The following is a 26,102-nucleotide window of genomic DNA, read 5'->3' on the forward strand; positions in this document are numbered from 1 at the left end:
AGGCTGGTGTGGTGACGACAGCCCTGTACCGCCGATACCGCCCCGAGGCGTTCGGCGAGATGATCGGGCAGTCTCAGGTGACCGAGCCGCTCATGACCGCACTGCGCAGCGATCGCGTGGGTCACGCGTATCTGTTCTCGGGTCCGCGCGGCTGCGGTAAGACCACGTCAGCCCGTATTCTCGCGCGTTGCCTGAACTGCGCCGCCGGCCCCACCGACACCCCGTGCGGCACGTGCGACAGCTGTGTCGAACTCGGTCGCGGTGGCGGCGGATCGCTCGACGTGGTCGAGATCGACGCGGCGAGCCACAACGGCGTCGACGACGCCCGCGACCTCCGCGAGCGCGCGATCTTCGCACCCGCGCGCGATCGCTTCAAGATCTTCATCCTCGACGAGGCGCACATGGTGACGCAGCAGGGCTTCAACGCGCTGCTCAAGCTCGTCGAGGAGCCGCCCGCGCACGTGAAGTTCATCTTCGCCACCACCGAGCCCGAGAAGGTGCTCGGCACGATCCGTTCGCGCACGCACCACTATCCCTTCCGGCTCGTTCCGCCCGCGGCCATGCTCGAGTACGTCCAAGAGCTGTGTGAGACCGAGGGCGTCGGCGTCGAGGCCGGTGTGCTTCCGCTCGTCGTCCGCGCCGGTGGCGGATCGCCGCGCGACACGCTCTCCCTGCTCGACCAGCTCATCGCCGGCTCCGACGCGGACGCGGGCGGTCACGTCCTCGTGCGGTACGAGCGCGCGGTCGCGCTCCTCGGTTACACGCACTCCGAGCTCCTCGACGAAGTCGTCGACGCCTTCGCCGCCAACGACGGTGGGGGAGCCTTCGCCGCCGTCGACCGGGTCGTGCAGACCGGTCAAGACCCGCGTCGTTTCGTCGACGACCTGCTCGAGCGCTTGCGCGACCTGATCGTGGTGGCAGCCACAGGCGCGGGCGCCTCGGCGATCCTGCGCGGCATCCCCGACGATGAATTCGATCGCATGTCCCGTCAGGCGACGGCGTTCGGCGCGCCGCGCCTCTCGCGCACCGCCGACCTGGTGGTCGCCGCCCTCGACGAGATGACCGGGGCCACGTCCCCGCGCCTGCAGCTCGAGCTGTTGGTCGCACGCGTGCTCACCCACGCCGGCGTCGCCCAGGGCACGTCGCCCGCCATGGCGCACGATCTCGAGGCGACGCGTGGCGGCTCGCATGCCTCCGCTCCGGCCCCCGCGACGGGAAGACCGGCGTCTCCCGCGGCCGACATCGCCTCTCCCGGCACATCGCCGGCGTCCCCCGCGGTAGCGAGCCCCGGAGGATCGCGAGTTGCCGCGCCCGGGATCGCCTCCCCGGGCAGCACTTCTCCGGCGGTTGCCTCCCCCTCCGTCGCGCCCCCGACTGCGTCTCCCGCGGTCGCTTCTCCCGGTGTCGCCGCGCCAGCCGCTGCGTCTGCCGGGAGGATCGCGTCGCCCGGTATCGCCGCACCGGGTGCCGCGACACCCGGTGTGGCCGCACCCGGTGCCGCTTCGCCCGCTCCGGCGGCACCCGCCGCGGCCTCACCGGGAAAGCCGCAGGCGGTTCCGGTGCGCCCGGCCGATGCAGAACCGCCCTCTTTCGGACCGAGCGACGACGATGCACCGCCGCCGTTCACCGACGACGACGCTCCTCCGCCTTTCGACGACGACGAGCAGTCGCCGTCTGAGACGGCAGCGCCACCCGCGCGCGGCGCAACGGGGGCGATCTCCCCGTCGGGCCCGAGCCCGTCCGACCAAGAAGACACTCGGGCGTCGGCAGGATCGCCGTCGCGCCCCGCCGCGCGTGCTGCGGCGTCTGCGGGTTCCGGTCGTGTCGAGGCGTCGGACGACGTCCACCCGTTCGACACGGCTCCGACTCCGCAGACCGCGTCGTCCGAACTCGACCCCGAGCCCGAATCGGCGCCCACCGAGGCCCCCGCGGCAGCAGCCCCGCGCCACGACGCCGCTGCGTCCTCGGCGTCGGAGTCGGCTGCACAGCGACCCGCCGCGGCGTCGACCTCGGGCGCGCCGTCCGACGACACGGAAGACGCCTCGCCGCTCGAACCGACCGCGCCCACGCCGCCCGCCACTCCCGTCGGCCCGATCGAGCTCGGACACGTCCGCGACGCGTGGCCCGAGGTTCTCGGCCAGCTCGAGGTCGCGAGCCGGTCGTCGTGGCTCATCGTGTCGACCGCCGCCGTCGCCGCCTTCGAGGGCGACGTGCTCACGCTGGCATTTCGGACGGGGAGCGATCTCACCGCCTTCAAGACGCGCACCCCGGAGGGCGGCCCGAGCGAAGATCTCCGCCAGGCCATCCAGGCGGTCCTCGGCGTCCGGGTCAAGTACCTCGCGCGCCTCGAGGGAGACGGTCACGGGGGATCCGGTCCCGGCGGCTCCTCGCGAGGCCCCTCGGCTCCCACGAGTGGCCCGGCGTCGGGCGCTCCCACGACCACGACTCGCGCTCCGCAGGGTTCGGCGCCGTACTCATCGTCGGTGACCGAGTGGGCCGTCGCGCCGATCCCGGCATCCGACGGCTCCGCCCCGGCGGCGATGCGGGTCCCTGCGGCTCCGTCCACGGCCCTCGCCGTCGACGACGAGCCCGACGAGGCGACCGCGGTCGCCCCCTCCGAGCTGCACGAGGGCGTTGTCCTGCCGCCGCGCGAGGTCACCCCCTCGGTGGCCGCACCGGACGAGGTCGACGACGACGACGTCATCCCACCGGTCGACGAGGTCGAGGCCCCGCTGCCGCCGGTCGTCGTTCCGCGCATGGCCCCGCTCAGCGGGGGCGTCCAGCGATACGGCGAAGCCGTGGTGCGCCAGATGCTCGGGGCGAACTACGTGCGCGATGAGCCCTACGAGCCCCCGACGAGGTTCACCTGATGTACGACGGCATCGTCCAAGACCTGATCGACGAGTTCGGCCGCCTTCCGGGCATCGGCCCGAAGTCGGCTCAGCGCATCGCATTCCACATCCTGCAGTCGCCGTCGTTCGATGTATCGCGCCTGTCGACGCTGCTCGGAGAGATCCGCGACAAGGTGAAGTTCTGCGAGATCTGCGGCAACGTCTCCGAGCAGGACCGCTGCTCGATCTGTCGCGACCCGCGTCGCAATGCGACCTTGATCTGCGTGGTCGAAGACGCCAAAGACGTCGCGGCGATCGAACGCACCCGCGAGTTCCGCGGCCTCTACCACGTGCTAGGCGGCGCCATCAGCCCCATCGCGGGGATCGGTCCCGACGATCTGCGCGTCACCCAACTCATGCAGCGCCTCGCCGACGGCACCGTTCAAGAGGTCATCCTGGCGACGAACCCCAACCTCGAGGGAGAGGCCACGGCGACCTACCTCAGCCGGCTGCTGCACACCCTCGAGATCCGCGTGACGCGTTTGGCATCCGGTCTCCCCGTCGGCGGCGACCTGGAGTACGCCGACGAAGTGACCCTGGGCCGCGCCTTCGAGGGGCGTCGGACGCTCTGACGTCCGTGCGCGCGGGGTCAGGGTATCCCGGCACCCCCGCTACCGCCGCACGCGCGCTCGCACCCGGGGAATACCCGACGGGTCGCCCGCACGGGCTGGCCCCGGGGTGCGCCGGTTACCGCCGCACGCGCGCTCGCACCCGGGTGACGCTCGACAGGGTCGCCCGCACGGGCTGGCCCATATAGATGCCGAGAGAAGCACCGACGGCGAGGGCGATGCCGATGGTCGCCGCCCCGGCGAGCGTGGTGACCCCGGTCATGAGCACGGCAGGATCCTGCCCCGACTCCACGATCCCGAGAAGACCGCGGAAGACCGCGGCACCGGGCACGAGGGGGAGGATCGCCGCGGTCGTGATCGCCACCGACGGCACGTGCAAGCGGTAGGCGATCACGATGCCCGCGAAGCTTCCGACGAAGGCCCCCACGCCGCTCGCGGCGGCGACCTCGAAGCCGAGGCCGGAGGCCGCGACGTAGCCAGCCCAGGCCACCAGGCTGAGGGCGGCGCTCACCACGACGATGCGCGCGCCGGCACCGTTGAACACCGCGACGGCGATGGCGATCACCGCGGCTCCCACGAACTGGACGCCGACGGGTCCGAGCGGCAGCGCGTTCGACGGCGGCGACATCCCCATCCCGAGAACGCGCACCGTTTCGAGCCCCGCGAGAATCCCCAGCACCACGCCGAGAGTCTGCGTGGTGAGTTCGAGGATGCGTCCCGTCGCGGTCAGAGCGAAGCCGTCGATGGCATCCTGTGCCGCGCCCACGACGGTGAGACCGGCGAGCATCAGGACGATTCCGGATGCCACGATCACCGACGGTCTGATGGCCGCGGCCGCGTCGAGACCGGTGTAGCGCAGCAGCGGCGACAGCGCCGCGAAGACGGTGAGGACGAAACCGCCGGCGATCTGCGCGAAGAAGTACGGCACACGCGCGCGCGCCAGCACGTATTGCGTGGTGGCGGCGAGGGCCGCGGCGATGAAGGACAGCACGAGGGCGAGCCAGTTCGCCCCGAACATGATCGCCACTCCCGCGGCGAGCGACGCCTGTGAGGCGATGACGATCGCGGGGCGATAGCGGAAGGGCAGGCGACGGATGGCCCGACACCGCACAATCGCATCGTCGAGCCCCAGGCCGCCGGTGATCTCCTGCACCAGGGCCTGCAGGCGCTGCAGCTTCGCGTGGTCGGGGACCGAGCCCCGCACCACGCGCAGCAGGGTGGTCGGGTGGCTCGCGCCCGGGCGGCTGTGCGCGATCGTGATCGAGTTGTAGGTCACGTCGACGTGTACCGGGTCGAGTCCGTACGCCCCGCACACCCGAACGATCGTGAGGGTCACCTCGTTGGCCGGGGCACCGACGACGAGCATGGTCTCGCCGATGCGGATGGCGAGATCGAGAATGCGCGTCGACAGGGCCTCATCGATGATCGGAAGCAACGTCGTGTCGGGGGAGGAGACCTCGTCGACATGGACGAGCCGGCGCAAAGACGACAGCAGTCGGCGCGGGGTGGGGGACAACCGCGGGCCTCCAGAGAAGGGGGAGAGAGGGAGGGTTCGATCCTATCGACGGGCTCTGCGATTTCTCCCGGCGTCGACCCATGACGGAGGCGGTATGCGCCCGCCTCTAGGATGATCCTCGGGCGCGGCACGAGCGCCCCGTCGTGGCATCCCGACGCGCGACCTCTCCGGGAGTTCTCCTCATGGCTCTGATCGTCCAGAAGTACGGCGGTTCGTCCGTCGCCGACGCCGAGAGCATCAAGCGGGTCGCCAAGCGCATCGTCGACACCCGCCGCGCGGGTCATGAGGTCGTCGTCGCCGTCAGCGCGATGGGCGACACCACCGACGAGCTGCTCGATCTGGCGAACCAGGTCGCGCCCATCCCCGCGCCGCGCGAGCTCGACATGCTGCTCTCCAGCGGGGAGCGCATCTCGATGGCGTTGCTGGCGATGGCGATCCACTCGATGGGCTTCGAGGCGCGCTCCTTCACCGGCAGCCAGGCCGGAATGATCACGGATGCCACGCACGGCGCAGCCCGCATCGTCGATGTCACGCCCGTCCGCCTTCGCGAGGCGCTCGACGAGGGAGCGATCGTGATCGTCGCGGGCTTCCAGGGCTTCAACCGCGACACCCGCGACATCACGACCCTCGGTCGTGGCGGATCCGACACCACGGCCGTGGCGCTCGCCGCGGCGCTGAAGGCCGATGTCTGCGAGATCTACAGCGACGTGGACGGCATCTTCACCGCGGATCCCCGCGTCGTGCCCCTCGCGCGCAAGCTCGACCGTGTCGGCAGCGAGGAGATGCTCGAGCTTGCCGCCAATGGCGCGAAGGTCCTCTACATCCGCGCGGTCGAGTACGCGCGTCGTCACGGCGTCCTCATCCACGCCCGTTCCACGTTCAGCTCGGGCGAGGGCACCTGGGTGCTCGACGCTTCGAAGACCTCCGCACTCGTCCCCGAAAGAGAAGTCATGGAAGAGCCCATCGTCGCAGGCGTCGCCACCGACCTCAGCCAGGCCAAGATCACCGTCATCGGTGTGCCCGACGTGCCCGGCAAGGCCGCCGACATCTTCAAGATCGTCGCCAAGTCCGGCGCGAACGTCGACATGATCGTGCAGAACGTCTCGGCCGCTGCCACGAGCCGCACCGATATCTCGTTCACGCTGCCCAAGACCGACGCCACCGCGGCCCTCAAGGCGCTCGCCGCGGAGCAGGCCGAGGTCGGGTTCGAAAGCCTCGTGCACGACGACCAGATCGGCAAGCTCTCCGTCGTCGGCGCGGGCATGCGCACGCACTCGGGCGTTTCGGCGACTCTCTTCGAGGCGCTCAGCCTGGCCGGCGTCAACATCGAGATGATCTCGACCTCCGAGATCCGCATCTCGGTCGTGGTGCGTGGTGTCGACCTCGCCGAGGCCGCCCGTCTCGTGCACACGGCCTACGGGCTCGACGGTGACGCCGAGGCGACCGTCCACGCCGGCACCGGTCGCTGATCACCGTCTCGCCTCGACGCGCAGGATGTCGCTGGGCGCGGAGGTCGCCGCGTTCCAGAACGACGCAGGCGCGTCTCGGGATGGCGTGATCGGTGACGCCGACTAGTTCGACGTCTCCCGTCTTTCCTGATCGGTCCGGGGAAAGGGCTCCGGCAACCGGTCACCCGAGAACGACCAGACGATGATGTACAGCACCGCGCCGATGAGGAAGAGCCCGAGAAGGACCACTCCGGCGATCGCCCCCGGCCACAGGAGCACGAGCAGTCCGGCGGGTCTCGTCATCGCGCGCGAGACCAGGCCGCGGGTCATGAGCTGGAACAGGACCACCAGCACACCGCCCGCGTAGGCGCTGCACAGTCCCAGGGTCAATCCAAGAGTGCCGAGGGGATCGCCCGCCGTGGCGTAGACGACGATGCCGATGAGGTCGAGGACGAGAGCACCCGCGATCGCCCACGAAGTGAACTTCGACAGGGGCCCATCGTCCATCCGAGACGCGACGATGGAGCGAAACAGGTCACCCAGGTTGCGCTGCATGCGCCGGAGCCACAATCCCAGGATGGCGATGGCTCCCGAGAACAGGAGGGCCTGGACGATCGCGCCGGCGAGATGACCGAGGCCGGTGTCGATGCGCCATCCCCACAGGCCGCCGGTCGGAACGCAGACCGCGAGCAGGGCCACGCACAGGCCGAGGACGACCGAGACGGGGAAAACCAGCGCCCTGCTGGCGGCGAGCTCGAAGAAGACCTCGTTGTCGTCGTCGCCGGGGGCCTTCGCTACGCGACGAGCCGTCTCGAGGAGGGCGTCGGATCCGCGCTGACCCGGTCCGCCGAAGACGGCGAGGACGCGTTGGGCATCGTCGTTCGTCGGGTCGATGCGCAGCGCGGAGGCGGCACTCTCGCGAGCTTCGCGCGAGCGGCCCACCTTCCACAAGCACGTCGCGCGCGCGAGGTGCAGATCGATGTCATCGGGCTGCGTCTCGAGCGCACGCTCGAGGGCGGGGATGGCCTCGGCGGCGCGACCGAAGGCATGCAGGACGCGCGCGTAGGTGAACACCGCGAACGAGACCTCGGGGGCCAGAGCGTACAGACGGTTGGCGGCGTACAGGGCCTCTGCCTCGTGCGCGGTCTCCATCTGGGTGAGGGCGAGCAGGCGCCACGCCCACGCGTCGTCAGGAAACGATGACACCGCGTCTCGGGCGAGCGGCGTGAGTTCGTCCCAGCGCTCCAGCTCGACCAGGGCCTCTCCGACGATCCGCTGTGCTTCCGCGTTGCCGGGGTCCCGCGCGAGCACCGCTCCCGCCTCCTTCAGTGCCTGTTGGCGCCGTCCGAGACTTAGCAGCGTATCGGCGTTACGGAGTGTCCGTGCGTCGTCGCTCACAGGCGGCGCACGCTTTTGAGGTAGTCGCGCAACTGGGTGAAGGTGCCGTCGTCTTCGCCGAAACGGACGACGTTACGGGCCGCCTCGAGCCAGGGGCCCGTAGACGAGGTGGTCTGAGCGACGCCATGTCGCAGATCGTCCATGCCGATGAGACGCGCCGTGCCGGTTCGTGCGCTCTCGAGCAGCGCGTTCTCGCTCGCGACCTCGCAGACATAGGCGATGTCGGCGCCGCTGTAGCCGTCGGTCAGCCGTGCGAGCTCCGCGAGATCGACACCCTCGACGGGACGGCGGGCCAGGTGGTGGCGGAAGATGGCCCGCCGAGCCTCATCGTCGGGAGGGAGGACCAGCACCGTGCGGTCGAGGCGGCCCGGTCGCCTCAAGGCGGGATCGACATCCCACGGCTGATTCGTCGCCGCAAGGACGAAGACGCCCTCGTTGTCGCTGGCGACACCGTCGAGTTCTTCGAGCAGGGCGACGACGACCCCGCGCATCCCGCTGTGGCGGGCCTGCGAACGGCGCTGCCCAATGGCATCCAACTCGTCAAGGAAGATGACCGTCGGGGCGTCGCGGCGCGCAAGCTGGAAGAGGTCTCGGACGTTGTGCTCGCTCTCGCCCATGTACCGGTCGAGGATGTCGCTGATGCCGACGGAGAGGAACGACGCCCCGAGTTCGCCGGCGATCGCACGGGCGATGAACGTCTTGCCGCACCCCGGCGGTCCGTACATGAGCAGTCCGCCCCGCAGGCTCTTGCCGTAGAGCGCACGCAGCTCGGGATTCTTCAGCGGGGCGAGGAACGCCGCATTCAGCCGCTCTTTCACCTGGGACATGCCGCCGACATCGGTGAGGGTCGTCGTGGGTCGCTGCAGGTCGTGCGCGTCGAACGCCGGGGCACTCTCGCCGTCGACGAACGCGGGCCGCGCGATGTGACCCACCTCGGTCTCGGCGGCCGACCAGTCGAAGCCGGCCTCCGGACGGGGTGGGGAGGGAGGGGCCGCAGGTCTGAGGCTCGCCGGGTCGGGGGCCGCGGGCGCACCCAGCGCTCGAGCGAGCAGTTCGCGGGCCCGCGAGTCGGCGGGGGAGTGCGATAGAACGGTGCTCGCCTCTGAGACGGCCTGGTCTGCGAGTCCGCGTTCCCAGAGCTGCGTCGCGAGATGCAGACGCAACTCGTCGTCGAGTGGTGCGGCCTCGACGGCGCGACGCAGGGCTTCGATCAGCGGGTCGTTCATCGGTCTCCTCGCGACGGGGGTGCCCTGCCATTGTGGGCGAGACCACCGACACGTGCCATATCGTCGTCTCACCTGTGGATTGTTCGCCGTGCGAGAGCAGCGGTCCTGCCATCCTGGCGTTCACGACCGCCGGAGCGGCCGGCGCTGATCGGCGACCCCCCGAGCGCACGCTACTCTGGCACGAATGTCGCGCGCATCCGTCCGCGCGCCCCCGCGTACCCGAGGAACAGCCATGACCCGCATCTCCGATTCCGGAATCTCCCTCGCAGTCGTCGGCGCCACCGGCCAGGTCGGCACCGTCATGCTCGAGATCCTCGCCGAGCGCGCGTTCCCGATTCGGGAACTCCGACTGTTCGCCACCGCGCGCTCCGCCGGCTCGTCGATCGAGTTCGCGGGCCATTCCGTCGTCGTCGAAGACGTGGCCACCGCCGACCCCGCGGGCGTCGAGGTCGCTCTGTTCTCCGCCGGAGCTACGGGGAGCCGGGCGCACGCGCCGCGCTTCGCCGAGGCGGGCGCCCTCGTCATCGACAACTCCAGCGCCTGGCGCATGGATCCCGAGGTCCCGCTCGTCGTGAGCGAGGTCAACCCCCACGCGATCGACCAGGCCGTCAAGGGCATCGTCGCCAACCCCAACTGCACCACCATGGCCGCCATGCCGGTCCTGAAGGTCCTCGACACCGAGGCCGGCCTCGAACGCCTCATCGTCAGCACCTACCAGGCCGTCTCCGGCTCCGGCCTCGCGGGCGCCCGGGAGCTCCTCGGCCAGGTCGAGGGCGTCCTCGCCCAGGGCGAGGTGGAGCGTCTCGTGCGCGACGGCTCTGCCCTCGATTTCCCCGAGCCCGAGAAGTACGTCGCCCCGATCGCCTTCGACGTCATCCCCTTCGCCGGCAACCTCGTCGACGACGGACAGAACGAGACCGACGAAGAGAAGAAGCTCCGCAACGAGAGCCGCAAGATCCTGGAGCTCCCCGACCTGCGCGTCGCCGGTACGTGCGTGCGGGTCCCCGTCTTCACGGGTCACTCGCTCAGCATCAACGCCGAGTTCGCTCGCGACCTCTCGCCCGAACGCGCTCGTGAGCTCCTCGCCGAGGCCCCCGGTGTCAAGCTCGAAGAAGTGCCCACGCCGCTCCAGGCCGCCGGCACCGACCCCAGCTACGTCGGTCGCATCCGCGCCGACCAGTCCGCTCCCGAAGGCCGAGGTCTCGTGCTGTTCATCAGCAACGACAACCTGCGCAAGGGCGCGGCTCTCAACGCGGTGCAGATCGCCGAGCTCGTGGCGCACAAGCGCCTCGCGACTGTCTGAGACACGGCATCCGGATGCCGGGTGCGAGGTGTCTCGACATCGAACCGACGGTTCTCTCGATGTCGAGACACCTCTCGGCCCGCACCTAGAATCGACGGGTGACTGAAAACGTCGATGTTCTTCTCATCGGTGGCGGCATCATGTCGGCCACTCTCGGCACGCTGCTGAAGGACCTCCAGCCCGATCTCAAGATCGCGGTGCTCGAGCGTCTCAGCGACGTCGCTCAAGAGAGCTCGAACGCCTGGAACAACGCCGGCACCGGTCACGCGGCGCTGTGCGAGCTCAACTACACGCCCGAGGCCAAGGACGGCACGATCGACCCGGCCAAGGCCGTCACGATCAACGAGCAGTTCCAGCAGAGCCGTCAGCTGTGGGCCTCGCTCGTCGCCGAGGGTGTTCTCGATGAGCCGTCGACGTTCATCAACGCCACGCCCCACATGACGTTCGTCCGCGGCGAGAAAGACGTCGCCTTCCTCCGCAAGCGCTACGAGGTCCTCAAGCAGCAGCCGCTGTTCGCGGGTATCGAGTACAGCGAGGACTCGCGCGTCATCAACCAGTGGGCTCCGCTGCTCATGCAGAAGCGTCGCAAGGGCGAGCCCTTCGCCGCCACGCGAGTGCCCGCCGGCACCGACGTCGACTTCGGCTCACTCACGCGTCAGCTGTTCGCGAACCTGCGCGAGAAGGGCGTCGAGGTGGCTACCAACCACGACGTCAAGAAGCTTAAGAAGCAGAAGGACGGGTCGTGGGAGGTCTCGTACCGCCACGTCATCGGCGGGACCCCCGGCTCCATCAATGCGAAGTTCGTCTTCGTCGGCGCGGGCGGCTGGGCCCTCAAACTCCTGCAGCGCTCGGGAATCCCCGAGATCAAGGGCTACGGTGTCTTCCCGATCGGCGGGCAGTGGTTGAAGACCTCCAACCCCGACATCGTGGCGAAGCACCGCGCGAAGGTGTACTCGCAGGCGTCGGTGGGTGCACCCCCCATGTCTGTGCCGCACCTCGACACGCGCGTGATCGACGGGGAGTCGTCGCTGCTGTTCGGACCGTTCGCGACCTTCAGCCCGAAGTTCCTCAAGAACGGCTCGATGCTCGACATCGTCACGCAGGTGCGTCCGCACAACATCCTGCCGATGCTCAAGGTCGCCGTCGACAACCCGAGCCTCATCAAGTACCTCGTCAGCGAGTTGCTCAAGACCCACTCGAAGAAGGTCGACAGCCTTCGCGACTTCATGCCCACCGCGAAGGACGAGGACTGGGAGCTGCTCGACGCCGGCCAGCGCGCCCAGGTCATGAAGCGCGACAAGGACAAGGGCGGCGTGCTCCAGTTCGGCACCGAGGTCGTCACCTCAGCCGACCACTCGATCGCCGGTCTCCTCGGGGCATCTCCGGGAGCCTCCACCGCCGTGTCGATCATGCTGGGGCTCATCAAGACCTGCTTCCCCGAGCGCATGGCCGACTGGGAGCCGCGCCTGCGCAACCTGATCCCCAGCTACGGCGAGACGCTGAACACGAACCCCGCCGCCGCGCGCAAAGAGCTGGATGCCACGGCCCACGCTCTCGCGATCAACCCCTGAGTCGCGCGTGGCGAAGCTGTACTTCCGCTACGGAGCGATGAACTCGGGCAAGTCGACAGCCCTGCTGCAGGCGGCGTACAACTACGAGGAGCGTGGTCAGCGCGTCCTGCTGGCCAAGCCCGAGATCGACACCAAGGGCGCTGATCAGATCGACAGCCGCCTCGGCGTGAAGCGCGCGGTCGACTTCCTCGTCGCCCCTGACGACGACCTGCGCGAGGTCTTCCACAGCGCCGCGGGCCACGCACCCGTGGCGTGTCTGCTGGTCGACGAGGCGCAGTTCTTCACCGCCGCGCAGGTCGACGACCTCCTGCGCATCGCCGTGCTCGACGGCATCCCCGTGCTCGCCTACGGCATCCGCACCGACTTCCGCACCGAGGCCTTCCCCGGATCCGCCCGCCTCATGGAGATCGCCCACAGCCTCGAAGAGTTGAAGACGATCTGCCGGTGCGGTCGGAAGGCGATCTTCAACGCACGGCTGGTGGGCGGCCGGTTCGTCTTCGACGGCGATCAGGTCGCCATCGACGAGGGGCAGATCGAGGGCGAAGTGACGTACGAGTCGATGTGCGCCGCGTGCTACCTGCGCGAGTCGGGCGGGCGGCTCGACGGGCGCTGAGCCCCTCTCGCGCGATCAGCGCGGTGGTGCCCGAGCGATAGCCTGGAGGCATGCGCGTACTCCTGGCCGGCGGAGCCGGTTACATCGGAACCCACACGGCCGTCGCCCTTCTCGAAGCGGGCCACGACGTCGTCCTCCTCGACGATCTGTCTGGCACGCACGCGGTCGCCGCCGAGCGGGTCGAGAAGATCACCGGCAAGCCCGCGCCCCTCATCGTGGGCGATGCGGCCGACGAGGCGGTCGTCGCGTCGGCGTTCGACGAGCACGGACCCATCGACGCGGTCATCCACCTGGCCGCCTTCAAGGCCGTGGGGGAGTCGACGCAGAAGCCGCTCGAGTACTACTCCAACAACCTCGACACGACTTTCGCCCTGCTGCGGGTGGGCATCGCCCACGGCATCCGGAGCTTCGTCTTCTCGAGCACCGGAACGGTGTACTCCGACCCGGCCGACCTCCCGTTCACCGAGGAGTCGACGACGAGCATCGATCTGTCGAACGCGTACAGCAAGTCCAAGCGCATGAACGAGGTCGTGCTCGCCGACGTCGCGCGCGTGAACCCCGAGCTGAACGTCACGGTGCTGCGTTACTTCAATCCGGTGGGCGCGCACCCGTCCGGCCTGATCGGTGAAGACCCCGCCGGCATCCCGAACAACCTCATGCCGTTCGTCTCGCGCGTGGCGATCGGCACGCTCGACGAGATCGGGGTTTTCGGCGCCGACTACGACACCCCCGACGGCACAGGTTTGCGCGACTACATTCACGTCGTCGACCTCGCCGAGGGTCACGTCGCCGCTCTCGAGCAGGCGCAGCCCGGCCACCAGGTGTTCAACCTCGGGACCGGTCGTCCGGTGAGCGTGCTCGAACTCGTCGCCTCGTTCGAGAAGGCCGTGGGGCGCGAGCTGCCGAAGAAGATCCTCGACCGTCGCCCCGGAGACGTCGCCGCGACGTACTGCGACCCGTCCAAGGCCGGCGAGGTCCTCGGCTGGCGCACGCGTCTCGGCATCGACGACGCCTGCCGCGACTACTGGAACTGGCAGACCACGAACCCGGCCGGGTATCGCTCGACCGCCGACGCCTGATCATCCACGCGTAGGCTGGTGTGGTCGGGCCACACCAGCGTGCTCGACGGAACGGGGACTCCTTGCCGAACATCGCACCCCGTGCCTGGCAGATCGTGCTCGAGCGCATCGAGGGCGATCTCCGCGAGGGGCGCCTGTCGCCCGGCGACAGACTGACTCCCGAGCGCGAACTCGCGGCCCAGCTCGGGGTCGGCCGATCGAGCGTGCGTGAGGCGGTGCGGGTGCTCGAGGTGCTCGGGGTCGTGCGCACGGCGACGGGCTCGGGGCCCACCGCCGGGGCCATGATCGTGACGACACCACGGGGCGGCCTCGCCGCCTTCCTCCGGTTGCAGGTCGCCGCGAACGGTTTCCCCTTGACGGACGTCGTCCGCACGCGCATCGTGCTCGAGGTCGATGTCGTCGATCGGTTGGCCCGCGACGACGCCGATCTTTCCGAGGTGGTCGGCATCCTGGACGCGATGGATGCCGAAAGCCTCGCCCCCGACGAGTTCCTGGCTCTCGACGCGCGTTTCCACCAGGCCCTGTCCGAGGTGTCCGGCAACGCGGTCGTCTCGGCGATGATGGCGGGTTTGCGCAGCTCCATCGAGGCATACACCCGGGCGGGGGCCGCCCGCCTCGACGTGTGGCCGGTCGTCGCCGAGCGGTTGCGCTCCGAGCACCGACACATCCTCGCGGCGGTCTCGCGTGGCGACGCCGAGGGCGCGCGCGAGGCCGTGCGCGCTCACATCACCGATTACTACACCGAGGTGGCGCAGGCGCTGAGCCCGTCCGATGCGGACGAAGCCGCCGTCGGTGATGCGGCGCGTGCCGCCGTACGTTCTTCGCCGTCCGCTTGAGAGGATCCTTATGAGCGATCGACCCGCGCGCCCGCCGCGCCCGCAGCACATTCTGCACGTCGTCGAGACCGAGCGTCTCACCCCGCACCTCGTCCGCGTGCGCGCTCGAGGGGGGGATCTCGCGGTGTTCCGGAACAGCCCCCACACCGACAAGTACGTCAAGATCACGTTCGCCAAGCCGGAGCTCGGCCTCGAGCCGCCGTACGACCTGGCTTCACTGCGCAACACGCTCGCGCCGGAGGACCTTCCCGTCACCCGCACGTACACGGTGCGCGCGGTCGAGGGCGATGAGCTGACGATCGATTTCGTCGTGCACGGCGACGAAGGTCTCGCGGGCCCCTGGGCGGCGGGTGCACAGCCGGGGGACCGTCTTGTGGTGTCGTCGCCGGGGGGCGGCTACGCGCCCGACTCGACGGCGGACTGGCACCTGTTCATCGGCGACGAGTCTGCTATCCCCGCGATCGCCGCGGCTCTCGAAGCCCTGACTGCGGATGCCGTCGGCGCGGCGTTCCTCGAAGTGCAGGCCGCCGACGAGCAGCTCGCGTTGGCCGCCCCCGCCGGCATCGAGATCACCTGGGTTCACCGAGGGACTGCGGTGGCGGGTGCAACGAACGTCCTGGCGGATGCCATGTCCGCGTGGCATCCGCTCGACGGACGAGGACACGTGTTCGCGCACGGAGAGCGTGAGGCGATGAAGCGGATCCGCGATCTCGTCTTCACCCGGTGGGGCTTGGCCCGCGAGCAGGTCTCCCTGTCGGGCTACTGGGCCTACGGCCGCACCGAGGATCGGTTCCAGGCCGAGAAGCGCGAGCCTATCGGACAGATCCTCTGACGGCTCGCGCTGCCCGGGCTCACTCCCCGGTTCGTGCGGGGAGCGTCGGGATGAGCTTCTCGAGGAACGCGGCGGTGTCTTCCCACCCGTGGACGGCCTGGCACTCGACGCCCATGGCCAGCACGGGGTAGTCGTTGCCATCGGGATCGAGGCGGTCGCCGACGAAGAGCATGTCGTCGAGGGGGATGCCGGTGGCCTCGACGAGCTTGTTCATGCCGTAGGCCTTGTCGATGCCGCGGTGGGTGATGTCGACGGAGGTCGATCCGCCGGAGCGGACCTCGAGGTCGGGGATCCGGGAGGCAACGGCTTCGCGCAGACTGTTCTTCTTCTCGCCGGTGGGGTCCCAGGCCATCTTCGCCTCGAGAGGGGCGGACTGCCCGAGTGCCGAGAACGTGATCTGCGAGCCGCGGTCTTCGAGGATGTCTCCCCACGGCTCCGACTCCCAGAGGCCGAGGCGCTCGGCCTCCTCGCGAACGGCGGTGAGGGCGCGCTGCTTCTCGTCGTCGGTGAGCGAGTGGGCGTACACGGTCTCGACGCCGGCGGGTGTGAGCAGGTAATACTGGGTGCCGCAGGTGGGCATCAGGTGGAAGTGCGCGAGCAGCTCGGGGGAGGCCTGGGGAAGGCGCTCGACGACCTGGCTGCGGAACTGCTGAAGCTGCCCGCCGGAGATGATCGCGACCTCGACCTTCTCGGCGAGAGCGAGCAGCAGGTCGCCGATGCGCGGGTCGATCGCCGACTTCGAGGGGGCGAGGGTGTCGTCGAGGTCGAAGGCGACGAGGCGGGGCGAGGCGTCGGACACGGTGCTCCTGAAAGGTGAGAGGTCGTCGCACGGAGGTGTCGCGTGCGCGCGGCGGGCGGGCCGGCGAGGGGCCCGCGTACGAAGTGATTCTACCGGCGGGCTCCCGTCGCCCCTTGCGTCGTGCAGTGGGTGGGGGCGCGGGTTCAGACGGCTCGGGTGAGGATGCCGATCCGAGAACCAGCGCGGTCGAACACCGTGAGCGTATCTCCGGCGATTGTCGCGGTGGCCACCCTGCGCAGCCAGGTGTCGACGCCCATGCAAGCCTTCAGCGTCGACAGCCCGAGACCGACGGTGAGCGTGTCGCCCTCCCGGGAGTACGAGCCGTTGAGCCCATTGCAGCCGTCGCTGCCGGTGAGGACCTCGTCTTCCAGTGTGAGGAATTCCGGTCCCTGCCCGGCCCAACGGCCGTACTCGGATGCCGGGGCGGTACCGCTCGCGGGGGCGGCGCACGCCGCGGCAATCATGCCGCCGACGGCAAGCGCGGAGAGGGCAGCGAAACGGCGGGACATGAGAATCTCCTCATCCACATCGAAAAACGAAATCGACTTCATATACAACGCTCAGGTTCCCTTAAGGTGATCCTCGACGCTGAGAGATGGGTGGGGGCCCTATCGAGATTCCCGTCCTGCCTCATCGCGCGTTTTCACCGACACATGAGATGAGACGATCACACTAATCATGAAGCGTATGGGGTGGGCTGCAGCGTCCACCGCCGTCGCGCTCACCGCTTCCGGTCTGCTGGCCCCCGCGGCCTTCGCCGGGGAAGACCAGTCGCTCGCGCCGACCTCCGGTCCGGCATTCGATGCGACCGCACAGCAGCCCCTGGTCAACGACGACGTTCAGGCTGTGACGATTCCCATTCTGCTGAAATGAGGTTTACGAAACCGGAGTTGTGCGGCACTACGCACATCGCGCCCAAAGGGATCATCTCCGCCACCCGCATAGCCGGTGCCGCATATCAATTCTTGCGTCCTAAATCGCACGTGCCTGTCACCCATTTGGAGGGCAATCACCCTCTACGAAATGCCGCGTCGACCCCGAGGTGCGTGTGCTACCCCGAGACGAGGAACGCGTGAGGAACGAATCTTGCATCCATGCCGTGGGTGCATAGTCCGGGCGTTGTCCCCCATATGGCCGACTTGACAAGGAGGATCACGCAACTGGACGCCCACTGTGCGTTCGATCCGAGCGTCTTCGGCAACAAGAAATACTGGGGCTCCCCATCACGTAAATCCCCGGTCAGGTTACATATTGATACTCGCCGGTGGTTGCCTCGAGTCATCGATCCTTGATTTCCACAGCTCCGTCCTGCTAGACACGAAGCGCAATAGCAAGTAAATGAATCCGGCATCCGGATCGAATAAGGGGGCATTTGAATGGGGAACAGGATGAAAAAGTCATGGAGCCGCACAATCGCCGCGGTCGCTGCCGGGGCCGTGCTTGCCATCGGAGGAGTCGTCGCAGTTGCCGCGCCTGCGAACGCAGCCCCGTCGGGGTGTCAGACTCAGGGGAAAAGCTGTCTGTGGTCGGGATATGACTACGGCACTGATGCGGCTCAGAACTGGCGGATGCTGTACTTCGAATACTGCATCGACAATTTGGGGAACTACAGCTACAACGACATAACCTCGTCGGCGTACAACTACGGGTTCTCGGACAACGCTCGGTTCTACGAGCACGACCTCCAGAACGGGTATTACTTCACGATTCTCCGCCACGACGGTAAGCCCAATCTCAACAATGTAGACGGCCAGAACTGGAACGACCGTATTACGTCCGCCTACTTCACGGGTGCGCTTGGATCCAAGGGCACCTCTCGATGCGCTTGAGTCACCTCACGCAGCGCGGCCGGCGATTCGCGCCGGCCGCGCTATTGGTCACGGCATGTTTTGCAGTTTCGGGGTGCACCTTCAGTGCCGAGCCGAAGCAGCCTGATCAATCCACGGGAGTAGTTGAGATGGGGCAGCCTGTTTCTGAAAAGAACAGGACGCAATGGTCGCTCCCGCTTGAGGAGTTCATCGTGTACTCACCCGAATTGAGCAACTACGCGGAGCAGTTGCTCATTTCAAAATGCCTCACCGGGCAGGGATACGAGTGGCCGGTGCCTTGGCGCGACTCAGCCTTCCTCTGGCCTGAAGGGTTCAACAAGATCGGATACCGCTTGTTTGACGAGCCTCTTGCCAAGCGTTTTGGGTATCACTTCGCGCCTCCTAGAGACGCAAACGAGGCCGATGCGTGGGCAGCATTCGCAGACTTCGCCAACTCGTACACTCCCGACGACGACTTCACGGGAAAATTCGAAGAATGCTCTGACGAGGCTCGAAGCGAGAAGACTGTTCGTGACGTCGACGCACAGAACTACGTGATGGGACTGGCGATGCAGGCGAGCGATGTCGCCGTCCAGGACGCGAGTGTTCAGGAAGCCGTCGCTCGGTGGCGAGAATGTCTTACTCCGAAGGTGGATTTCGCCGTGTCAGACACCCCCTGGAAGCAGATGCCGCCGCAAGCTGTGGCGGAGCGCTTCGGTCTGTACGGCGAGTCTCGAACGATGGCGGCGTCCGGGGATGAGATCGCCGTCGCGGTAGCCGACGCTCAGTGTCGCGAGTCCAGCGGCGTCAGCGAGACGCGATACAACCTTGAGTGGGACCAGCAGAAGAAGTTGATGGACCAGAACCGCGATCAGCTCGACCGCATCCGTGCCGAGGCGGGCGCTCACAAAAAGGATCTGCTAGCGATCATCGCAGAAAATGCACCGGCCGCCCCCATGGGTTGACTGGAGCGCTCCTGCTAGCGCATAGCTCTCGGACCTATAGCTAGGTGATCGTAAGGTTCAGGAAAGTGCAGGTTTAGTCATTCATCGGACCAGAAACTCCAAATACGGGTGGTGGACCGCCGTCTCTGTCGTCTCCGCTGTGGCGATGCTCGGTTGCGGGTGGTGGCTCGCAACGTTGTTCCAGTCGCCCGAACAGCTCGAGGCGAACGCAACCGCTCCATCGCCCGGCCCCGTTTTTTCCATCGTTGCGGAGGGGTCGCTTGCTGAAGAGCATACTTTCACCGGAAAAATAGGGCCTTCGTCCACCATGGAGGTAAACCTTCTCCCTGCTCCCGACGCGGCGATGACTGTCGTCACCGGGCGTGCCATAGGTGAGGGGGATATAGTCAGCAATGGCGGTGTGCTTATCGAGACGAATGGACGTCCAGTGCTTCTGGCGCAGGCACCTTTTCCGTTCTATCGCGATATGGGCTTTGGAGACCAGGGGCCCGACGTGGAGGCTCTCCAGCGGGCATTGTCGAGCGCAGGATACTCCGTTCAAGCGGACGGCCGTTTTGGGGTTGGAACCGCTCAGGCCCTGCAGAGCTGGTACAAAGACGCTGGTTACATCGCGCCTACGCGTCCGCGACCGGAGGGCGAACCGTCGCGATCATCGCGCTCGTCAACCGCCGATACTGGCGCTAATCGGGATGTGACCGCTGATAGCAGTGATGCAAAGAGCAACCTCACGCCGCTCGAAGCGCCGAAGGTCATCGCAGACGCTTTCATGCCCGTGGCGGAGGTCGTAGGCATGACGACCTCTTCAGCAAAAGTCCTACGCAGCGTGCCTGTGGGTACGCGCGTCGCTGTCAGCGGCACTCCAGACATTGTCCTGGGTTCGTCCGAAGTGGTGGTGTCGGTCTCGGCAGCTGCGGCGGACGTGACCAAAATCGTTGAAGGCGACACCGCGACCATTTCGCTTGCAAATGGTGAGATTCAGGCAACCATCGGCGCAATCACTCCGTCCGTGGCTGGCAAATCGCAGGTCTCATCAAAAGATGCGGCTGCCGGGACGGCCGGTGACGACGTGGATGCGGATACCACCTTCCTCGTCATCCCACGCTCAGCTCTCGACGTGCCCACTGGAGCGACGCAGGCGAGGGTGACAGTAGTAAAAAACATTCTTCCCGAGCAAGCTCTTCTTGTGCCCGTTCTGGCGGTCACGGACCGGGGCTCGGGGAATACGGTCGTTCATAAGCGCCAACAGGACGGGACCCTCGCGGAGATTCCCGTTCGAGTCCTCGGTTCCTTGAACGGCCAAGTCGCCGTTGCAGCCTCGGCAGACTCGCTCGTGGCGGGGGAAGAAGTGCGGGTCGGCTGACGTGCCACAGATTCATCTCAACCACGTCTCCCGGACATACTCCTCAGCGCGGGGTCCTGCCGTCGTCGCTCTGCGCGACGTTAGCCTCGAGATTGAGCAAGGTGAGTTCGTCGCGATCGTCGGACCTTCCGGGGGCGGCAAGACCACATTGATGAACATCCTGGGTCTCTTGGACGAGCCCACCAGCGGTGAGTACCTGTTGGATGGACAAGCCGTGAATGTGGGAGGACCTCGTAACGCGCCGCAGCTGCGCGCTAGAATAATCGGGTTCATCTTTCAGGCTTTTCACCTGCTGCCAGCGCGGCCGGCTGTCGATAGCGTGGAACTTGGCCTTCTCTATCGCGGTGTCCCGCGCGCGCGACGACGTGCACGCGCGCAAGAGGCTCTGCTGTCTGTGGGACTGGCTGAACGAGCTGCAGACAGCACATCCCAGCTGTCGGGAGGACAGCGGCAACGAGTCGCCATTGCTCGCGCCATAGCCGGTGACGCCAAGCTCATCCTCGCCGACGAGCCCACGGGAAATCTTGATTCGGAGAATGCCGAGCGAGTCTTAGACGAGTTGCAACGTCTGAATGTCAAAGGTTCGACCGTGATTGTCGTTACCCACTCGTCCGAAGTTGCTTCCCGTGCTCAGCGCATCGTGCGTCTCGCAGACGGCGCCGTAGTGAGCGATCAGTGGCGGGGCAGACCGCTCACTTCGGATGCGCTGTCCCCCAGCGTCGGTCTAGGACGGTCGGCTAAAGAGTCCCTCAACGCCGGAGAGCCACAAGTAGCTTCCAATACTCTGTTGTTGCCAACCAGCACATATAGCCGGCTCAGAGTCCTCGACCTCTTACGCGACGCGTGGGCGTCGGTGCTCTCACGACGGAACCAGACCATAGGGCTTAGCTTCGCAGTCGCCATTGCCGTAGCGCTTACGATCACGACGCTTGGTCTGTCGTCTTCTGCCACAGCGCAGGTATCTGCGACCTTCGATGCCCATCTGAACCGTGAGGTCACCGCGCGATGGTCTACGGGGACCGCGCACTCGCCCACGCTGACCAGCGTTCCAGAGGTGGTGGGAGACCTGAGAGGCGTCGAGGCCGCCGCCGTGTTGCTGGACCTCAGTCCCAGCACGGTATCTTCCTTCGCTGAGTCGCGCCAGGTACAACCGCACGTCGCCGTGGGAAACATCACAGCGGCGGGGCGGCTAGAGGTGGCGGAGGCGCCATGGCATAGCGGCGAACTGCATGCGGACGAGGTTCTTATCGGTGACCTGTTAGCGTCACAGTTGCAGTTGAGTTCACTCGCCGGCGCTCCTTCGATCTACATTGACGGGAACAACTACGTCGTCGCGGGGTTGATCACGGGGTCACCACGACTTCCACTACTGCGTGGAGAAGTGGTGATGGGGGCCCCAGCAGACATTAATACTCATGCGGCAACAGATGCGAGCCTGCTGGCGATAACTGCTCCTGGCGCTGCCCCGCAGGTCGCAAGGCAGATGCCCGCGGCGATAAACCCTTACCAGCCAGACGCCATTTTTGTCGCCGCCCCGAGTGACTCTGCAATCCTCCGCGGGCAAGTGGAAGAGGGTTTGCGGACAGCCCTAACCGCGTTCACCGTTCTCGCTTTGATTGTGGCTGTGGCGGCGCTGATGAACGCGACATTACTCGCTGTGCATACGCGGCGGGGAGAGATCGGCATGCGGAAAGCCCTGGGGGCGCGCAATGCGCAGATCGGCGCACTGATAACCATAGAGTCGGCATACGTGGGGCTGCTCGGCGGCGCGATCGGTCTCTTACTTGGCATGGGCGCGATACTCGTAGTTACCATCAGTCAAAAGTGGTCTCCGGTCTTCGACACCGCGTTGACACCGGTGGCCATGCTCGTCGGCCTCGTGGTCGGGGCGAGCGGCGGAGGACTAGCGGCGATTCAGGCCGCACGGCTCAAACCGGCTGACAACCTGAGGAACTAGCGACGATGCAAATCTGGCCCGGCGCAGGACCCAGCACTCCCGGCGACGACCTTCTGAATCGCCTGACCTTTGTTCCGTTCTTGAAGCGAGGATGGAACTCGATGAATAGGAACTATTCGCCGGAGATGCGTGAGCGGGCGTTGCGGATGCTCGCGGAGACGCGGCCGTCGCATTCGACGATGATGAGCGCGGTCCGTCACGTGGCCGGGTTGCTCGGGATGAGCCTCGAGACGCTGCGCCTCTGGTAGCGCCGTTACGAAGTCGATGCCGGCGTTAAGCCGGGGTTGACGACCGAGGCGGCGGCGGAGATCAAGCGGCTTCAGAAGGAGGTCTCGGAACTGCGGAAGGCGAACGAGATCCTCAAAGCTTCGAGCGTGTTTTTCGCGAAGGAGCTCGACCGCCGTTGACCGAGATGATCCGGTTCATCACCGAACACCGGGATCGTTTCGGGGTCGAGCTCATCTGCCGGGTGCCGCGCCCAGCGGTTCAAGGGTTCCTCACCTCCCGTGGCTACCGCGCCGCTGTCGGCCGGATGCCATCGGCGCGGCAGTTGAAGGACGAGCTTCTCGTCCCGCAGGTCGCCAGGCTGCATGCGAAGAACTACGGCATCTACGGGCGTCGGAAGATACACGCGCTGATGCGTCGGCAAGGGTGGCAGGTTGGTCGCGACAGACCGAGCGCCTGATGCGTCTGGCCTTGGTCCGCGGCGTGCGCAAGTCGAAGCGGGTATTCACCACGCGCTCCGACAAGACCACGGCGCTACCCGCCGATCTCGTGAACAGTCGCTCCACCGCGCCGGCGCCGAGGAGACTTTGGGTCTGCGACGTGACCTATGTCGCGACGCGGTCCGGGTTTGTGTACGTCGTGTTCGTCACCGACGTCTACTCCCGCCGCATCGTCGGGTGGAACGTCGCGTCGACGCAGTGGTCGGAGATCCTGCCGATGCAGGTGCTCGATATGGTCGCCTGGGGCGCCGGCAGCCGACTCGACGGGCTGATCCATCACGCCGACCACGGCTCGAACTACACCGCGATGGTCTACACCGAGCGGATCGTCGAACTCGGCGCCGTTCCCTCGACCGGAACGGTCGGCGACAGCTTCGATAACGCGATGGCGGAGGCGGTGAACAACCTTTGCAAGACCGAGCTGATCCGTCAGCGCGGCCCGTGGCGCACGGTCGAGCAGGTCGAGCTGGCGACGCTCGAGTGGGTGTGGTGGTGGGACAACTCCCGCCTCCACGGCGAGCTCGACATGCGCACACCGGTCGAGGTCAAGCGCGCGTACTACGCTGACCTCGAATCAGCCAATTCGGTCTCTGCCGGACAAAGCTCCCGACAGGAGTGAAAGTCAGGCCGATTCAGAGAGCGTGTCCTCGGGGTCGGTGACCGCTGGTTCGCAATTAGTCTCTGCAGAATGGACGCTCGTGCGCACTGCCGCTAGGAGAGGTCCACGTGCCCATCCCTCTTCGCTCCAACGGGCCACTTTCGCTGGTCACCGAGGCCCGCGAGGCCCCCGTGACGACGTGATGGGCTGGTTGTGCGTTGCAGCTTTCCCCTCAACGCACCTGAGACTCCGAACACCTCGCTCGCAAAGACCAAGAAATGAAGTCAGCTCTCGCGTCTGAGCAGCGAAAGCTGGAGGACCAAGAGGAGCGGCTCATCGAGTTGGTGGCCGATGGGGCGGTAGCAACACTGAATCTGCGGGAGAAGCTGAATCAGATCGCATTACAGAAGGGGGCGGTGGCGGAGAAGCTTGAGCGCACTCTCGCCAGTCTCGACGCCGGAGTCAAACGAGCGCATGCGCAGCTCGATTTACCCCAGGACCCCGCTCATCTTTACCGCATGTCGCCCGGAAACGTTCGCCGCGATGTTCTGTGCGGCCTTTTCCGTAAGTTAACCATCTAGAGGGCCGCGGAAGGTGAAACGTCCATAAGGGGTGAACGTGCGGTCATCAATCAGGCCATGCACGCTCTCCGCGCGTCCCGGCGAGACGTCGAGTCAACAAAACCTCAAAGGGCCTCCCGCGCGTCTGCGGAAGGCCCTTTGAGTGCAGGCTTCGAACGCGTTTCTTCGTCCGAAGGGTGGAACATTCTTGAAGTGGTCGGGGTGACAGGATTTGAACCTGCGGCCTCGTCGTCCCGAACGACGCGCGCTACCAAGCTGCGCCACACCCCGTTGCAACTAGACAAGTCTACCCTGCACCGAGGAGTGCTTCGAACCACTCCGGGGGTTTGAGTTCAATCAGTCGGGTTCTGCCGGGGTGGGATGCGGGTCGTGGAGCGGCGCACGCCCACCCCGGCAGAACATCAGCCGGCCAGTGGTTCTGCGCGTCGGCGACCCCGCCGCCACGCATACATTCCCGAGGCGATGGCGGCAGCGGAGACGCCGCTCGTCACTGCCAGCGAAGTCCCGGAGACTCCTGTCAATGCGAGGGCCGCGGGAACCAGCGGGGGTGCTGGCGGTGTCGGCGGAATGACGGTGGCGACGGTCGCGGGGGTTGTCGTCGGGGAGGGGTCAGGGGCAGCGGGAGGCGGAGAGAAGGCCAGTTGCTCCGTCTGCGCGGGAGTGGCGAAGCGCTCCATCCAGAAATAGCGCGAGGGGAAGTGCGCGACCGAGTCAGGGTCTTGGGATGTGCGCTCGATACGCCACACGGCCGTGTACACGCCCGGACCGGGCAGGGAGACCGAGGTCGTGCGGTAGACGGCGGGGCCGATTCTCGGGTCGGTCCGGAGCTCAAGGTGTGCGACCGGGCTGAGATTTGACGGGATCTCGGTGGCCTCGGCGGGAAACGCGTTCGTCCGGTAGACGTCGGCACTTGCACTCACGACCACGAAAGTTCCGTCGCTGTGTCGCGGCCAGACACCGTCACCGGCAGACACCATGACGTCGTCGACGAACCGGCCACGGGAGTCGATCGTGGCCGCCGTCTCGATCCGCGGGGCGAAGCGCAAGGGCCGCGGTGAGGCGTCTTCGGTCGCCAGGGTGAAGGTGGTGGGTTCGGCCGGCCCCGCGGACTCCTGCTGCCCTGGGGTCGAGTAATACCGGATGGCTGCCGAACGCACGGTGAATGTACCTGCGGCCCGTACGACGTACGGTCGTCCGTCGTCGGACGCCGTCGCCGGGGCGATGATCGGGTACGTGACCGCCCCCTGGATTCCGGCACGCTCGGAGCTTCCCGTGTCGGCGAAGACCGCGTTTTCGAGTCGAAGTGTTCCCGAGGCGGTCGGGTCGACATCGAGCGTCACCGCTCCCCGCGTGGGATCGTCTTCGTCCATCGACAGCGTCAGCGAGCCGCCCACTCGTGGAACGGGCATGCCCTCGGCTTCGGCCAGATACCGCACGGTGCGCTGCTGAATCGCGGTGCTGTTCTCGGGGCTCGCTCTCCGCATGATGTAGTCGATCGCCTCGGTCAGCTCGTTCCCGCCGTACCCCCAGGAGTGCAGCGTCGTATCCCGGTCGACGATGGCTTTCACCGCCCACCCGACGCTTGCGGCCTGCACCGCGTCGCCGGTCTGCCCGTACGTGCTGACGAGGTAGTTGATGGAGATCAGCTGCTGCGGGGTCAGTCCGTTGACGTCGGTGGTGATGCCGTGGTCCGTCGTGGTTCCGGTGGCGACGGGAAGGCCGGGATGTATGCAATAGGTGTGAACATCTCCCACCCGCATCGAGCCGTGCCAACCGGTGCGGGAGAGCGGGGCCCACGTACCGAAGCCCGTGCCTCGGTCAGCGGCGTTCGCAGCCGGGGCCACGGCGACGCCCAACAAGACGGCGACGAGCGTCAGGACGGCGGGGAGACGTCGGAGAGAGGGTGGACGGTGGCGCATCGGGGGAGTCCCTTCGGTCGAGGAACTCGATCTTCGGGGAACGACACGTCCTCTCGACGCGCGAAGGGGCCGATCCGTGTACGGATCGGCCCCCGAGGCGGCTGTGGA

Annotated in this window: 23 protein-coding genes and 1 tRNA gene; 17 read left to right on the plus strand and 7 right to left on the minus strand. The window is 67.0% G+C overall.

From position 1 onward, the window contains the following. Positions 1-11: 11 nt before the first annotated feature. Positions 12-2,870, plus strand: a complete 2,859-nt coding sequence (locus AB6V29_RS05915) for a DNA polymerase III subunit gamma and tau (protein ID WP_267787733.1) — start codon at positions 12-14, stop codon at positions 2,868-2,870. Continuing rightward, positions 2,870-3,463 (plus strand): recombination mediator RecR, encoded by a 594-nt coding sequence (gene recR / locus AB6V29_RS05920; protein ID WP_056229546.1) that lies wholly within the window; start codon positions 2,870-2,872, stop codon positions 3,461-3,463. Before AB6V29_RS05915 ends, recR begins: the two co-directional genes overlap by 1 nt. 115 nt (positions 3,464-3,578) lie before the next feature. On the opposite strand, the gene AB6V29_RS05925 is transcribed toward recR, so the two are convergent. Beyond that, complete coding sequence (locus AB6V29_RS05925) at positions 3,579-4,976, minus strand: threonine/serine exporter ThrE family protein (RefSeq protein ID WP_369357527.1); 1,398 nt, start codon at positions 4,974-4,976, stop codon at positions 3,579-3,581. 182 nt (positions 4,977-5,158) lie between these two features. Here AB6V29_RS05925 and AB6V29_RS05930 point away from each other — a divergent pair, with 182 nt between their 5' ends. Continuing rightward, positions 5,159-6,445 carry an aspartate kinase gene (locus tag AB6V29_RS05930; RefSeq protein WP_210073576.1) on the plus strand — a complete coding sequence of 429 codons (1,287 nt, stop codon included), beginning with the start codon at positions 5,159-5,161 and terminating at the stop codon, positions 6,443-6,445. Positions 6,446-6,547: 102 nt separating this feature from the next. Here AB6V29_RS05930 and AB6V29_RS05935 read toward each other — a convergent pair whose 3' ends face one another. Continuing rightward, entirely contained in the window at positions 6,548-7,822 is a 1,275-nt protein-coding gene (locus AB6V29_RS05935) for a tetratricopeptide repeat protein (RefSeq protein WP_369357529.1), read from the minus strand. Beyond that, on the minus strand, positions 7,819-9,048 hold the full coding sequence (locus AB6V29_RS05940) for an AAA family ATPase (RefSeq protein ID WP_369357531.1): 1,230 nt from the start codon (positions 9,046-9,048) through the stop codon (positions 7,819-7,821). Before AB6V29_RS05940 ends, AB6V29_RS05935 begins: the two co-directional genes overlap by 4 nt. A gap of 232 nt (positions 9,049-9,280) precedes the next feature. Here AB6V29_RS05940 and AB6V29_RS05945 point away from each other — a divergent pair, with 232 nt between their 5' ends. The 6 genes from AB6V29_RS05945 (at position 9,281) to AB6V29_RS05970 (ending at position 15,282) form a co-directional block, all read left to right on the plus strand. Then, complete coding sequence (locus AB6V29_RS05945; protein ID WP_210073589.1) at positions 9,281-10,351, plus strand: aspartate-semialdehyde dehydrogenase; 1,071 nt, start codon at positions 9,281-9,283, stop codon at positions 10,349-10,351. Between the two features lie 98 nt (positions 10,352-10,449). Beyond that, entirely contained in the window at positions 10,450-11,922 is a 1,473-nt protein-coding gene (locus AB6V29_RS05950; protein WP_307456060.1) for a malate:quinone oxidoreductase, read from the plus strand. 7 nt (positions 11,923-11,929) lie between these two features. Further along, a complete protein-coding gene (locus tag AB6V29_RS05955) occupies positions 11,930-12,535 on the plus strand; it encodes a thymidine kinase (RefSeq protein ID WP_369357533.1) in 606 nt (201 codons plus the stop codon). A gap of 50 nt (positions 12,536-12,585) precedes the next feature. Continuing rightward, a complete protein-coding gene (gene galE / locus AB6V29_RS05960) occupies positions 12,586-13,614 on the plus strand; it encodes a UDP-glucose 4-epimerase GalE (protein ID WP_369357534.1) in 1,029 nt (342 codons plus the stop codon). A 62-nt stretch (positions 13,615-13,676) separates the two neighbouring features. Beyond that, positions 13,677-14,450 (plus strand): FadR/GntR family transcriptional regulator, encoded by a 774-nt coding sequence (locus tag AB6V29_RS05965; protein ID WP_369357536.1) that lies wholly within the window; start codon positions 13,677-13,679, stop codon positions 14,448-14,450. A 10-nt stretch (positions 14,451-14,460) separates the two neighbouring features. Further along, on the plus strand, positions 14,461-15,282 hold the full coding sequence (locus tag AB6V29_RS05970) for a siderophore-interacting protein (protein ID WP_369357538.1): 822 nt from the start codon (positions 14,461-14,463) through the stop codon (positions 15,280-15,282). 19 nt (positions 15,283-15,301) lie between these two features. On the opposite strand, the gene AB6V29_RS05975 is transcribed toward AB6V29_RS05970, so the two are convergent. Next, positions 15,302-16,081: an HAD-IIB family hydrolase gene (locus AB6V29_RS05975; protein ID WP_267787719.1), complete on the minus strand. Its 780-nt coding sequence runs from the start codon at positions 16,079-16,081 to the stop codon at positions 15,302-15,304. A 143-nt stretch (positions 16,082-16,224) separates the two neighbouring features. Further along, positions 16,225-16,590 (minus strand): META domain-containing protein, encoded by a 366-nt coding sequence (locus tag AB6V29_RS05980; protein ID WP_369357540.1) that lies wholly within the window; start codon positions 16,588-16,590, stop codon positions 16,225-16,227. A 169-nt stretch (positions 16,591-16,759) separates the two neighbouring features. Here AB6V29_RS05980 and AB6V29_RS05985 point away from each other — a divergent pair, with 169 nt between their 5' ends. The 8 genes from AB6V29_RS05985 to AB6V29_RS06020 all read left to right on the plus strand — a co-directional run bounded on the left by AB6V29_RS05985 (position 16,760) and on the right by AB6V29_RS06020 (position 24,075). Beyond that, positions 16,760-16,954 carry a hypothetical protein gene (locus AB6V29_RS05985; protein ID WP_369357542.1) on the plus strand — a complete coding sequence of 65 codons (195 nt, stop codon included), beginning with the start codon at positions 16,760-16,762 and terminating at the stop codon, positions 16,952-16,954. Between the two features lie 515 nt (positions 16,955-17,469). Then, the gene (locus AB6V29_RS05990; RefSeq protein WP_267787714.1) at positions 17,470-17,910 is read left to right on the plus strand and encodes a hypothetical protein; all 441 of its coding nucleotides are present in this window, start codon (positions 17,470-17,472) and stop codon (positions 17,908-17,910) included. Between the two features lie 191 nt (positions 17,911-18,101). Continuing rightward, positions 18,102-18,854, plus strand: a complete 753-nt coding sequence (locus AB6V29_RS05995) for a hypothetical protein (RefSeq protein WP_267787712.1) — start codon at positions 18,102-18,104, stop codon at positions 18,852-18,854. A 145-nt stretch (positions 18,855-18,999) separates the two neighbouring features. Then, complete coding sequence (locus tag AB6V29_RS06000; RefSeq protein WP_267789341.1) at positions 19,000-20,214, plus strand: peptidoglycan-binding domain-containing protein; 1,215 nt, start codon at positions 19,000-19,002, stop codon at positions 20,212-20,214. A 1-nt stretch (position 20,215) separates the two neighbouring features. Beyond that, the gene (locus tag AB6V29_RS06005; protein ID WP_267787711.1) at positions 20,216-22,171 is read left to right on the plus strand and encodes an ATP-binding cassette domain-containing protein; all 1,956 of its coding nucleotides are present in this window, start codon (positions 20,216-20,218) and stop codon (positions 22,169-22,171) included. Between the two features lie 412 nt (positions 22,172-22,583). Beyond that, positions 22,584-22,856, plus strand: coding sequence for an IS3 family transposase (locus AB6V29_RS06010; protein ID WP_267789340.1), 273 nt, complete (start codon positions 22,584-22,586; stop codon positions 22,854-22,856). After that, on the plus strand, positions 22,856-23,515 hold the full coding sequence (locus AB6V29_RS06015; protein WP_369357544.1) for an IS3 family transposase: 660 nt from the start codon (positions 22,856-22,858) through the stop codon (positions 23,513-23,515). Before AB6V29_RS06010 ends, AB6V29_RS06015 begins: the two co-directional genes overlap by 1 nt. Positions 23,516-23,772: 257 nt before the next feature. After that, the gene (locus AB6V29_RS06020) at positions 23,773-24,075 is read left to right on the plus strand and encodes a hypothetical protein (protein WP_267787708.1); all 303 of its coding nucleotides are present in this window, start codon (positions 23,773-23,775) and stop codon (positions 24,073-24,075) included. A gap of 193 nt (positions 24,076-24,268) precedes the next feature. On the opposite strand, the gene AB6V29_RS06025 is transcribed toward AB6V29_RS06020, so the two are convergent. Both AB6V29_RS06025 and AB6V29_RS06030 read right to left on the minus strand, forming a co-directional pair. Then, positions 24,269-24,345, minus strand: a tRNA-Pro gene (locus AB6V29_RS06025). Between the two features lie 131 nt (positions 24,346-24,476). Next, on the minus strand, positions 24,477-25,994 hold the full coding sequence (locus AB6V29_RS06030) for a hypothetical protein (protein ID WP_267787707.1): 1,518 nt from the start codon (positions 25,992-25,994) through the stop codon (positions 24,477-24,479). Between the last annotated feature and the right edge of the window lie 108 nt (positions 25,995-26,102).

It is taken from the genome of Microbacterium sp. 20-116, assembly GCF_041079415.1.
Taxonomy (GTDB): Bacteria; Actinomycetota; Actinomycetes; order Actinomycetales; family Microbacteriaceae; genus Microbacterium.